The 12,621-nt window shown below is 71.8% G+C and carries 9 protein-coding genes; all 9 read left to right on the forward strand.

Annotated elements, in window-relative coordinates:
* The first annotated feature begins 101 nt into the window (after positions 1-101).
* The 9 genes from WMF22_RS11850 (at position 102) to WMF22_RS11890 (ending at position 12,567) form a co-directional block, all read left to right on the forward strand.
* Positions 102-3,083, forward strand: coding sequence for a penicillin acylase family protein (locus WMF22_RS11850; protein WP_438035817.1), 2,982 nt, complete (start codon positions 102-104; stop codon positions 3,081-3,083).
* A 364-nt stretch (positions 3,084-3,447) separates the two neighbouring features.
* A complete protein-coding gene (locus tag WMF22_RS11855) occupies positions 3,448-4,629 on the forward strand; it encodes a hypothetical protein (RefSeq protein ID WP_438035818.1) in 1,182 nt (393 codons plus the stop codon).
* Between the two features lie 161 nt (positions 4,630-4,790).
* Entirely contained in the window at positions 4,791-5,183 is a 393-nt protein-coding gene (locus tag WMF22_RS11860) for a hypothetical protein (protein ID WP_437299211.1), read from the forward strand.
* Between the two features lie 453 nt (positions 5,184-5,636).
* Positions 5,637-6,752, forward strand: coding sequence for a type III polyketide synthase (locus WMF22_RS11865; RefSeq protein WP_438035819.1), 1,116 nt, complete (start codon positions 5,637-5,639; stop codon positions 6,750-6,752).
* 4 nt (positions 6,753-6,756) lie between these two features.
* The gene (locus WMF22_RS11870; RefSeq protein ID WP_437299213.1) at positions 6,757-7,491 is read left to right on the forward strand and encodes a methyltransferase domain-containing protein; all 735 of its coding nucleotides are present in this window, start codon (positions 6,757-6,759) and stop codon (positions 7,489-7,491) included.
* On the forward strand, positions 7,488-8,651 hold the full coding sequence (locus WMF22_RS11875; RefSeq protein WP_438035820.1) for an NAD(P)/FAD-dependent oxidoreductase: 1,164 nt from the start codon (positions 7,488-7,490) through the stop codon (positions 8,649-8,651). Before WMF22_RS11870 ends, WMF22_RS11875 begins: the two co-directional genes overlap by 4 nt.
* A 428-nt stretch (positions 8,652-9,079) precedes the next feature.
* The gene (locus WMF22_RS11880; protein ID WP_437299215.1) at positions 9,080-10,003 is read left to right on the forward strand and encodes a hypothetical protein; all 924 of its coding nucleotides are present in this window, start codon (positions 9,080-9,082) and stop codon (positions 10,001-10,003) included.
* Positions 10,004-10,353: 350 nt separating this feature from the next.
* Positions 10,354-11,715, forward strand: a complete 1,362-nt coding sequence (locus WMF22_RS11885; RefSeq protein ID WP_438035821.1) for a formylglycine-generating enzyme family protein — start codon at positions 10,354-10,356, stop codon at positions 11,713-11,715.
* Between the two features lie 111 nt (positions 11,716-11,826).
* Positions 11,827-12,567: a serine/threonine-protein kinase gene (locus WMF22_RS11890; protein WP_438035822.1), complete on the forward strand. Its 741-nt coding sequence runs from the start codon at positions 11,827-11,829 to the stop codon at positions 12,565-12,567.
* Positions 12,568-12,621: the final 54 nt, after the last annotated feature.

Raw genomic sequence — 12,621 nt, forward strand, 5'->3', positions numbered from 1 at the left:
AGCTCCGAACCCTACCTCGCTTGACGACGTGCTGTTCCAGCCACCGCGTCGCCCGACGACACCGCCGCGGTGGCTCGCTTCCATCCTACCAAGGAGCGTTCATGCGACTGTCATTGTCTTCGGCACATTGCGTCCTCGCCTTGGTCACCGGGCTCACGGGCGTGCTCGGGTGCTCGGACGACCCTGCTCCCGGCAGCAGCGCGCCCGACGCGGGCGCGCCCAGCGACCCCGACGCGGGCGCGCCCGACGGCAGCCCGCCCTCCTCGGCGACGTTCGGTCCACTCGGCGATCGGCCGGATCTGCCCGTCGACGGGCGGCTCACCATCGACGGCCTGCTCTCTGCCGTCGATGTCGTCCAGGACAGGGACGGTAGGCCCCATATCTATGCCGAGAACCTCGTGGACGCGATGCGCGTCGAAGGGTATCTGACGGCGCGCGACCGCGCGCTCCAGCTCGAGATCTTGCGCCGCACCGCCCAGGGGAGGCTCGCAGAGCTCTTCGGCGATCTCGATCCCACCACCATCGATCAGGACATCGCTCTCCGCCATGTCGGGCTCGGTCGGATCGCCAAGGCGCAGTACGGCGCGCTCCCCGAGGGGGAGCTCCGCCAGATGCTCGACGCCTACGCGGACGGGGTGACCCAGGTGTTCAGGAAGATCCGCGCCGGGGACATCCTCCTCCCCGAAGGCGCGACGGGGATGCCCGCCAAGGCGTTCACCGACTGGAGCGGCGTCGACTCGCTCGTGATCAGCCGCTTCCACAGCTACCTCTTGTCGTTCGACGCCGAGCTGGACATCACCATGCAGCGGTTCTTCGACGCCGCCCGGACGACGTTCGCGTCGAGCAGCGCCGATCCGCTCGCGCAGAAGCGCGCCGGCTTCGAGCGGGACTTCCTGCGGTTCGCCCCCTCCGAGCCCGCGGTGACCAGCAGCGGCTACCCCGCCTCCCCGGCGCGGGAGGAGGCGCAGAAGGCGGAGGACAAGGCGGCGAAGAGAGCGCCTCGCGCGCGACGACCGGGCCGCGCCGCGCCGGGCCGCGCGAAGCTCATGTCGTCGCTGACCGGCTACCTGAGCGCGGTCCAGCGCGCCAGGAGCAAGGTCGCCCCGGAGGGCTTCGGCTCGAACAACTGGGCCATCCACGCGAGCCGGAGCGCGACGGGGCACGCGCTCGTGGCCAGCGATCCCCACCTGTCGCTGAGCGCGCCGGCCGTCTGGTATGCCGTCTCGATCCATGTCACCGCGCCCGAGGGCAAGGACGCGAGCCGCGATGTTCACGTCGGGGGCGTCACCTTCCCCGGGATTCCGGGGATCATCCTGGGCCACAACGAGCACGTCGGGTGGGGAGCGACGGTCGCGATGTACGATGTCACCGATGTCTATGCCGAGGAGCTCACGCCCGACGGCAAGGCCGTGCTCTTCAAGGGCAATCCAGTGCCCCTCCAGACGGTCGAGGAGGTCATCGCGATCGCTGGCAGGGAGCCCTATACCTACCGTGTCCCGATCGTGCCCCATCACGGCCCGCTGCTGCCGACCATCGTCGACCACGCCGTGGTGGATCCGGACCCGGCCGTGGGGGCGCTCAGCGTCCGCTGGACGGGGCTTGCGCCGACGAAGGAGCTCGAGGCCATCTTCGGCCTGCTGCGCGCTCGCTCGGTCGATGATGCGCAGGAGTCGCTCTCGAAGTTCAGCGTCGGCGCGCAGAACTGGGTGATGGGCGACGCCGCGGGCGACATCCTCTGGACGACGCACGCGGCGATCCCGACGCGGTCTCCTGAGGCGTTCGCCTGGGACGCGGCCACCTATACGGGCGTCCTCCCCTGCATGGTGCTCCCCGGCGACGGGACCGCGGAGTGGACGGGGACGCTCCCCGAGCACCTCATTCCCCGGGCGAAGAACCCGCCGGCGGGATACATCGCCACGGCGAACAACGACCCCATCGGGGACTCTCTGGACAACGATCCATCGAACGGCACGCTCCCCGACGGCACCCCCATGTACCTGGGTTGCAGCTTCGACATCGGTTTTCGCGAGGGCCGCATCCAGGAGCGGATCGATGCCCACGAGGGACCTCTGTCGCCGGAGGATTGCGCGGCGATCCAGGGCGATATCAAGTCGGCGCTCGGCGCGAGGCTCGTGCCTCATCTCCTCCGCGCCGTGGACCGCGCCGAGGCGGAGCGCAAGACGCCCGGTACTCACCCCGATCTGAGCGCGATCGTCGCGGACGCCGCCTACGACCCGCAGCGCATCGTCGCCCTGCGGGCGCTCCTCGACGGCTGGGGCAAGGAGGCGGACTACAAGGCGGCCGCCGGCATCGATCTCGATACCGCCATGCCGCTCGCGGACGAGGGGGATGGCCCCGGCGCGATCGACGCCCGCGCCTCGGAGGCGACCTTGGTCTTCAACCTCTGGCTCGTCCGGGTGGTGCGCCGGGTGCTGGGCGACGAGCTCGGCCAGATGGGCTTCTCGTCGTTCTCCCGGGAGCTCTCGGCGAAGGCGCTCCTCCACCTGTTCTCCGCCGATCGGGAGCAGCTCGCCACCTTCGATCCGGCCGCGCAGGACAGCGCGCTGTGGGACGACATGGGCACGCCAGCGGTCGAGTCCAGGGACGAGCGCGTGCTGCGCGCCCTGCTCGACGCCCTCGCCTGGCTCGAGCAACAGGGCGGCTCCGGGGCCGCGGCGCCACGCTGGGGCGCCTTTCACACGGTCACCTTCGACGCGCTCGTCCCCCTCTTCGGCAGCCTCAGCATCCCTCCGCCGAGCGATCCCCTCTGGAGCGGCGGCTTTCCGCGTGGCGGCGACCAGTTCGCGGTGGACTCCTCGGATTACCGCCTCTCGTGGGCGCTCGACGAGTCACCGGATTTCCGGTACGTCAACGGCCCGTCGCAACGGCTCGTCGTGGAGCTCGACCCGGCGGGGCCGAAAGCGTGGAACGCCATTCCCGGAGGCAATGTCTGGGACGCCGAGAGCCCACATTTCCGCGATCAGGCGGAGCTCTGGCGAAAGAACCAGACGCACCTGGTGCCGTTCCTGCTCCCCGACGTGATCCTGGCGAAGGCGTCGCGCACGGTGGTCGAGGCGCCGTAGCCGGCGCGTCCTCCGAGGCCAGCGCCTCAGGGACGTGACGTCCGCAGTGGCGTGCAGCGCGATCTCGACGTGGCCGCGGGCAGCCAGGGCGGCGGGGAGAGCAACGACATGGAGCGCGTTGAGAGCGCGTTGAGAGCTCGTTGAGCGAGCGCTCGCGCAGTTGCGCAGCCCCGCGCGCAACGGCGCTCCACGGCTGGCGCGATGCCCCGGCTTTTCGGCCCGATCGCGCTGGCACAGCCGTTGCGAATGGTGGGGACGGCGCCCGACGCAGAGGAGGGCAGAGCCGCTGTCGCCCTCGACAGCGGAGCTCCGCCCTCGGGTCGTGCGGCCAGAGAAGGCCGCGATGGCAGCCATGGAGAAACACATGAAGACGAATCTGACGATCGAGTCGCTCCGCCGTGGTCCCCGGTCCGTTCTCGCGCTGCTCCTCGCGGCGGCCGCGCCGGCGTGCGCCGCCGCGCCGGCGGAGGAGCCCATGGTGGAAGAGCCCGCGGGCGAGAGCGTTGGCGCGAGCGAAGAAGCGCTGCGCACGGGCGACGCCGCCGGGTGGGCTTTCTACAACGGATCCGCGCTCGTCCCGGTGCGATCGTTCAACTCGTCCGGGGGCGCGACGCGTGTCGCGAGCTCCGGGGTCGGGGTGTACACGGCCACGTTCGACGGCCTGAGCGGAAGCGGCGGCAACGTCCAGGTGAACGCGGCGGGTGGAGACGGCCAGCGGTGCAAGGTGGCCTCGTGGGGGACCGCCGGGGCGGCGCTCCAGGTCAACATCCGTTGCCATACGGCGGCTGGCCAGGCGGCGAACTCCCCCTTCGTCGTCTCGTATGCCCGCTTCGCGGGGGGCACGGCGGTCTCGAGCGACGGAGCCTATGTGTGGGTGGACAGGCCCAGCACCGGTGTGTTCACCCCCTCGCCGACGTATCAGTGGGGCGCGCCGTCGACCGTCAACCGGACCCGCACGGGCCGCTACATCGTCACGCTCGCCGGGCAGGCGTCGGACGGCGGATCCATGCTCGTGACGGCGTATGGGACCGGGGCCGAGTACTGCAAGACGGCGGAATGGCAGCGGGTGGGGGCGGACACGGACGTCGAGGTGCGCTGCTTCGGTCCGGGCGGCGTGCCGGCGGACTCGCGCTTCTCGCTCAGGTACCTCCGCGACGTGCGTGACGCGGCGACCGAGAGCGGCGGCTTCGTGTGGGCGCACAACCCGACCGCGGCGAGCTACACGCCCTCGCTCGCGTTCCAGCACCACCGCATCACGTCCGAGTGCAACGACATCACGGAGATCCTCACCGCGCAGCGGCTCTCGACAGGGCGCTATTTGATCAAGTATCCGGAGATGGGCAGCGGCACGGCGGTCCCGAGCGGCGCGGCCCTGGCCACCGCGTACGGCACGGGTCCCGAATACTGCAACGTGACCGGCTGGAGCACCCCCGCCTCGGATCCGGACCTGCTCGACGTCGGTGTCCGGTGCTTCAACGCGAGCGGGTCTCTCGTGGACACGCAGTTCACGCAGGCCTACTTCGCGAACCTGTTCCACGCCTGCTGACCTGCCGGGAGGCGGCCGTCCCGCGGCCGCCTCCCGGAAAGCGGACGCATGACTCGGATCCATCAGGCCGACGTGCTCTCCGGTACCGGCTGTGGGGCGCCGGGACGCCGTCGACTCCACGCTGTTCAGCTTCGGCTCGCCGGGGCACAATGCTCGTCATCATGAGGATGGTCTTCCGAGGCGGCGCGGCGTACGGCCCGAACGGTCGGTTTGGCGCGTGGGTGGTGAGCGTCGACGCCGGGGGGAGCGTGACGCTCGCGGGCCAGGCGCTCGGGGAGGAGATCCACCGGGGACCAGAGCCCCTGTCGGAGTCGGAGCTGGCGGCGCTCGATGGGTTGCTGGGCTCTGCCGCGACGGTGGACGCGGCGTCGAAGCGAATGGGCGTCCCCGGGGAGACGCAGGTTTGTTTCGACATCGAGACACCTGCCGGGCGCCGCGAGATCCGGCGATGGCACCGGGAGGCGCAGGAGCAGCCGCCGCTGGCGGGCCTGCTGCGCTGGCTCGACGAGGTGATCCAGGCGCGGACGGGGCGGTTCGCGGCCTTCGGGAGCTGACAGGCAGCAGGGCGCACCACGGCGTCGTGCACGGCGGCAGACTGGCTCACGATGGCGCCGCCATGACAGCGCCCGACGTGTCGCCGTCCACAAGGGAGCCCCCGGCGCAGCTCGCCATCGCGTGGGTCCGCGCGAAGGGCCCATTACCTGGCAGGTAATCGACCGCCACCCGCGCCGTGGTTCAACTTCTTACCTCTCGCGCCACGGCGCGGGCCGCATGTCGCCTTCGCGCGAAGCTGAGCGGGCGCGCGCGCCGGCACGGTGATTGGACGGGGTGCGACCAGGACAGCGTGGATAGCCGGCGCGCAGCCGGCAGCTGCGGGCACCAGCAAGGTCGACGTCGCGGACGCCACGTTCCCCCTCCGCCGGTCGGCTGCGCGCCTCCGCAAGTGGCATGCTCCGTGCCCGCTTCGTGCGAGCGTGACCAATTTTAACGACTCGCGAAGAGGCCTGATGCACGGCGATGATGCCTGCCGGGGCCCGGACGCGGAGGGACGGCCGCCGGTAACCGCCTACATCAACCGCATTGCCACGGCCGTGCCGCCGCACGACGTGCACTCCTCCTTTGTCCGGTTCGCGAGCACGCTGTTCAGCGACGAGCGCAGCCGCGTGCTGTTCGGGCGGATGGCCGACAAGGCGCAGATTTCACACCGATTCTCCGTGCTGGCCCCGAGCGTCGAGGTGGGCGGAGCCTCGATCGACGCGGGGCGGTTCTACCTGCGCGGCAGCTTCCCGACGACCGCGGACCGCATGCGTTTGTACGAGAAGCACGCGCCGGAGCTCGCCGCGCAGGCCGTCTCCGGCCTCGACCTCGGGAGCGCGGCGCGCCGGATCACCCATGTCATCGTGACGTCGTGCACCGGCTTCTCCGCGCCGGGCATCGACCTCGAGCTCGTCGCGCGCTTCGGCCTCGATCCGTCGGTCGAGCGCACGATGATCGGCTTCATGGGGTGTTATGCGGCGATCAACGCGCTGAAGCTCGCGCGGCATATCGTGCGGTCGGCGCCCGAGGCGCGCGTGCTCGTTGTGAACGTCGAGCTGTGCACGCTGCACCTGCAGGAGGCCATCGCCATGGATCAGATGCTGTCGTTCCTCCTGTTCGGCGACGGCTGCGCCGCGGCCGTGGTCAGCGCCGAGCCGAAAGGGATCGCGCTCGACCGGCTCCACGCCGTCGTGGTGCCCGGGACGCGCGAGCTCATCACGTGGAACATCCGCGACCTCGGCTTCGAGATGTTCCTGTCCGGCCGCGTGCCGGCCGCGATCGACCGGGGGCTCAGGGCCGCCGCGGGCGCGATCCTCGACGGCGTCGCGCCAGGCGAGATCGACCTCTGGGCGGTGCACCCCGGCGGGCGGTCGGTGCTCGACGCGGTCGAGCACGCGCTCGAGCTCGGGCCGGCGGCGCTCGCGGCGTCGCGCGACGTGCTCGCGCGCTTCGGCAACATGTCCTCGGCGACCCTCATGTTCGTGCTCCAGTCGATCGTCGCGGACGCGCGGCCGGGCATGCGCGGGTGCGCCATGTCGTTCGGTCCAGGTTTGACCGCCGAGACGATGCTGTTCCATACGGACTAGACCGATGGGCGCCCTCGACTTCTCGCGTCGATCCACGCTCGACGAGCTGATGGATACCCAGCCCGTCGACTTCGAGGACTTCCGCGCTTGCCTCGTCGATCTGGCGCAGGTCAACCGGTTGACGCTCGCTCACCGGCCGACGTTCGCGTTCCTCGAGCGCCTCGTCGCGCGCGGCCTGCGCGGCTTGCCCGAGAACCGGCCGCTGGAGGTGATCGACGTCGGCAGCGGCCACGGCGACATGCTGCGGGCGATCGACGCGTGGGCCAGCGCCCGCGGCATCGCCGTCTCGCTCACCGGCGTCGACCTCAACCCGTGGTCGCGCCGGTCGGCCGCCGAGGCGACGCCGCCGGGCCGGCCGATCACCTGGGTCACCGCCGACGCCTTCGCCTACGAGCCGCCCGGCGGCATCGACGTCGTGTTGAGCTCGCTCTTCACGCATCATCTCCCCGATCCGGGGGTCGTCCGTTTCCTCGCCTGGATGGAGGCGAAGGCGCGGCTCGGCTGGTTCATCAACGATCTGCACCGCCACCCGCTGCCTTATCACTTCTTCCGCCACCTCTCGCGCCTCGCGGGCTGGCACCGCTTCGTGCAGCACGACGGTCCGGTGTCGATCGCCCGCGCCTTCTCGGCGAGCGACTGGCGGCGTCTCATCGCCGAGGCCGGGCTCGATCCGCGCGCCGTCGAGGTCCGGTGGTGGATGCCGTTCCGGCTCACCGTCGGGAGGCTCAAGGTCCCGTGAACGACGCTGTCGTCGTCGGAGGGGGCCTGGCCGGGGCGGCGGTCGCGCTTCTCCTTGCGCAGGCGGGGCGCGAGGTCGCGCTGATCGAGCGCGAGGCCAGCCCGGCGGACAAGGTCTGCGGCGAGTTCCTGTCGCGCGAGGCCGCGCTCTACCTTGCGTCGTTCGGGCTCGATCTTCCGGCGCTCGGCGCGGTGCCGATCGCGGCCGTGCGCCTTGTCGAGCGCGATCGGGTCGCGGCCGCCGCGCTGCCGTTCTCCGCGCTCAGCCTGTCGCGCCGCGTGCTCGACGAGGCGCTGCTCGCGCGCGCCGCCGCGGCGGGCGCGTCGATCCGGCGGGGCGTCCGGGTCCAGGCGCTCGCGCGGGCGGGCGCGGGCTGGGAAGCGCGGCTCGAGGACGGCAGCGCGATCGAGGCGCGCGCCGCGTTCCTCGCGACCGGCAAGCACGACGTCCGGGGCCTGAGGCGGCCTTCCGGGCTGCAGGACGATCTCGTCGCCTTCAAGCTGCACTGGCGCCTGTCGCCGCGGCAGGCGGCGGAGCTCGACGGGCACGTGGAGCTCGTGCTGTTCGAGGGCGGTTATGCCGGTCTGCAGCCGGTCGAGGGCGGCCGGGCGAACCTCTGCCTCCTCGTCCGCAAGGGCCGCTTCGCCGCGCTCGGGCAGCGCTGGGACCGCCTCCTTTGCGCGATGCGCGAGGGGTCGCCGCACCTCGACGCGCGGCTCGCGGGCGCGGAGCCGTGCCGGGCGCGGCCGCTCGCGCTCTCGGCGATCCCGTACGGCCATGTCCAGCGCCGCGCGGACGGGATATGGCGCCTCGGCGATCAGGCGGCGGTCATCCCCTCCTTCTCCGGAGACGGCATGTCGATCGCGCTGCACAGCGCGCGGCTCGCGGCCACGGCGTACCTCGAAGGGGCGAGCGCGGAGGCGTTCCAGCGCCGGCTCTCGCGCGACGTGCTCGGGCAGGTGCTGCTCGCGACCGGCCTCTCTCACGGCCTCGTGCGGCGGCCCGGCCAGGCGGCGCTCGGCGCGGCGGCGCGCCTTTGCCCGGGCCTCATGGCGGCCGTGGCCGGGCGAACGCGCGTGTCCGAGGCGGCGCTCGCGCGCGGCGGGCTGCCGGCGGCCGCGTTGCAGGGCGGGCGCGGGCCGCTCTGCGCGACACGCTAGGACACCGACGATCACGTTGATCGAGCGAGAAATGAGCCGCCAAGGCGCCAAGGACAAAACACACGCTTGGCGTCCTTGGCGCGCTTGGCGGTTCAAATTTCTGCTCTTTTCCGGGGTTTCAACCCGTTTGTCGCTCGAGCGCCAGACGCCGGATCTCAGCGCTCGAGGACAGGCGCGTAACGCGCCCTGCGCGACGTGCTGGAGGCCATCCATGAGCGAGCGACGGCCGTTCTGCGCCCGGTGCTGCGCCCTCACGGACGACCGCCGGGCCGGCTATCCTCCGCTTCGGGCATGCTGCTTCCGGAACCTCCTTCATCGTCCAGCCGCGCTCCCTCGGCGCGCCTGTGCCGGGCCCCGCCGGCGGCCCCCCGACCGATCCCCGGCTGGGGAACGTCGCGCAGCGCTGGGAGCGCCATGAAGCGGCGGCGGTGACGGCTGGGCAGCTCCTGGTGATAAGCGATCAACGCTTCGACGACAGGGCGGCGTTCTTGCTCGGTCCGGGGCGCGGGCCGGCGGTGCCGCTGTCGCTTCCGCTCGACGACGAGTCGCCGTGGAGCCTGGTGCAGCTCGCAGGCACGGAGGCGGGTGAGGCGTACCTGTGCACCCACGACGCGCTGTTCCGGTGGGGCGAGGGTCGCTGGGAAGAGCAGGATCTCCCGGAAGTACGCATCGCGTCCTGCGCGGGCACCGCCGACGGGACGCAGTGGCTCGTCGTGACGAGAGATGTGGCGGACGCCGCGCCGTCTCGCCCGAGGCCGGAGCTGCTTCACCGCCCGCGGGGCGGAGCGTGGAGCGCCGTGCCGCTGCCGGGCGGCGCCTGGCCGGTGCGCGTCGCAGCGTCCGGCGAGCGGCTCTGGGTCAATGCGTCGGCGGGCGAGACGCGGTCGCCCTCTCGCTTCGAGGTCTACTCGAACGCGCCCGTCGAGGTCCCCCTGACGCTCGGTGAGGTGCAGATTCCATGGTGGCACGATCCGGAAGGGCGCGAGCGCGATCCGCCGGCCGTCGGCGACTGGCCCCCGGGTCCGGCCACGAGCGCGTGCACGTCGCCCGTCGTGTACCTCGGTAGATCACTCACGCCGGCGCTGCAGGGCGCGCTCCGCAAGCACACGGAGACCGAGGGCGTGCCGCTCGTCGAGGTCGAGGGGAACGCGGGCGGCAAGACATCCGAGGTCCGGAGCGGCCCCGACGAGCCTCGCGGCCTGCGTTACCACCCCACGCGCGCGCGGGTCCGGGGCGTCGCGATCCTCCCCGCGACGGCATCCGACGGGATCCGCATCGCCGAGCTGCTGGCGCCCGACCTTCCTGACCTGCCGCCGAGGGTCGTGTGCGCCAGGCCGCGCATTCGCTCATGACAAGGTCCACGGCCTCCTCAGCACCGATGGGCCCCGCGCGGCAGCGAACTGTCGCCCTGCCGGGGACGGGCCGGCGCGCACCGGGCGCGTGGTCGACGCGCATCCCCTCGATGAGGTTCATTGTCTTGTTCGTCGAGCCCCGGATCACGAGAACGACATAACCCTCGATACGAGGGGAGCAGGAGCGCGCAGCGCGGGGAGCTCGCGCGCTAGGCGCTACGTGCGATGAGCGAGAGCTGGAGACGGAGAGGACGGTTCGCTCGAGCGAGACACTCGCCCGAAAGGGGAGAAACAGTAAGGCGATCACGCGCGGCGGTGGACAGCGGCTGGGCGGCGGCTTAGGGGAAGATATGGAGAAGAGGAAGAGCGAGCGCGCGAGATGGCTGTGGGCGGCGTGGGCGCTCACGGCGGGCGGGTGTGCCACGTTGGCGGGGCTGGAGGACAGCTATCGTGTGCCGGAAGGCGGCAGTGGTGGGAGCGGGACCGGCGGGGAGGGGGGCGGCGGAGCCGGCAGCGGCGCGGGCAGCGGGACCGGCGGGGAGGGGGGCGGCGGGACCGGCAGCGGCGCGGGCAGCGGGACCGGCGGGGAGGGGGGCGGCGGGACCGGCAGCGGCGCGGGCACCGGCGGGCGCGGGGGAGACGGAGGCGGCGCACAGTGCACGCCGGGCGGGACGGAGTGCGATGGGCAGGCATGCGTGGAGGGGACGTGCATCGGGGAGTGCCGCCCGGAGGTCGTTCGCTGCTGGGGGAACCGGCCGCAGCGGTGCGATGAGCGCGGGCAGTGGGAGGACGCGGCGCCGTGCCCGGAGGCAGCGCCCCTTTGCAGCAGAGGGACGTGCAGGACGACACCGCCGAGCTGTGTCGGGATGGCGACGACGTGCGGGCCAGCGGGCGACGAGGACTGCTGCGCGAGCGAGGCGGTGCCTGGTGGCACCTTCAACCGGGACAACCATCCGGCGTATCCAGCGACGGTGAGCGGGTTCTCGCTGGATCGGTTCGAGGTGACGGTGGGGCGTTTCCGGAGGTTCGTGGAGGCGTATCCCGGGAGCCGTCCTGTGGCGGGAGAGGGGGTGCACCCGCTCATCGAGGGGACCGGCTGGGATGCGGGCTGGGAAAGCAATCTGCCTGCAGATGCGACGGCGTTGAAGGCCGCCGTCGCGGGGTGCAAGTCGCCCTACCAGACCTGGACGGATGAGCCCGGCGGGAACGAGCACCTGCCGATGAACTGCCTGAACTGGTACGAGGCGTTCGCGTTCTGCGCGTGGGATGGGGGCCGGCTGCCGACAGAGGCGGAGTGGAACTACGCGGCGGCCGGAGGGATCGAGCAGCGGCAGTACCCGTGGTCGACGCCGGCAGGCTCGACGACGATCGATCCGAGCCATGCGGTGTATGACTGCACCGGGGACGGGTCAGCGCCCGGCGCGTGTACGCCCAGCGATATCCAGCCTGCCGGGTCGCGGTCGCCGGCGGGAGATGGGAAGTGGGGGCAGGCGGATCTGAGCGGAAACCTGTGGGAGTGGGTGCTGGACTCGTACGCACTTTACCCCAGCCAATGCGATGATTGCGCCAGTTTGGCCGACGCCTCGACCCGGGCGGTCCGGGGCGGGGGCTGTTACGAAAGTGCGCCGTTCCTGCTCTCTTCCAGCCGCATCGTCGGGTACCCGTTCGAACGCCACTACTTCGTCGGGGCCCGGTGCGTGAAGACGCGGTAGCGATCGCCTCCTCCACGCCTGCCTTGACAGCGAGCATGGCGGCTCGCCGGCGGAGACGCCCGCGCCGCCTGGCTCCTTGACGCCGCCCGGCCGGCGCGAGAGCCTTTCGCCGTGTCGGTCATACTTGCGGAGGGGACCGTCTTCGCGCATCGCTATCGCGTCGTACGGCTCATCGCCGCCGGCGGAATGGGGGCCGTCCACGAGGTGATTCACCTCGAGACCGATCGCCACCGGGCGCTCAAGGTCATGCACCCGCACCCCTTCCAGAGCGAGGAGATGCGCGGGCGCTTCAAGCGCGAGGCGCGCATCACGGCGAAGATCGAGAGCGAGTACATCGTCGACGTCTTCGACGCGGGCGTCGACGAGGCGACCGGGATGCCGTTCCTGGTCATGGAGCTGCTCCGCGGCGAAGAGCTCGGCGAGCGCCTCACGCGCGCCGGTCGCCTGCCGCCCGCCGAGGTGATGACCTACCTCTACCAGACGGCGCTGGCCCTCGAGCGCACGCACGCCGCGTCCATCGTGCACCGCGACCTCAAGCCCGCGAACCTCTTCCTGACGCAGCGGGAGGACGGCTCGGTCCGCGTGAAGATCCTCGACTTCGGCATCGCCAAGCTCGTCGCCGACGGCGCGACCGGGGCCGGCGCCACCATCCACATCGGCACGCCGATCTACATGCCTCCCGAACAGTTCCAGGGCGACACGAAGCTCACCGCCGCCGCGGACATCTTTTCGCTCGGCATGATGGCCTACACGCTGCTCGTGGGCACCCCGTACTGGGCGCCCGAGGCGCGCCGCCCTCCGCGGCGGCGGCACCGAGCTCCGCTGCGCCGCGTGTGCCGCCTCCGGCGGTGACGCCGGCCTCCTCGCTCCCACCGCGCTCCGCGCGAAGGCGCCGCCCCAGGCGAC

The sequence above is a fragment of the Sorangium sp. So ce204 genome (genome assembly GCF_051526795.1).
Taxonomy (GTDB): Bacteria; Myxococcota_A; Polyangia; order Polyangiales; family Polyangiaceae; genus Sorangium; species Sorangium cellulosum_B.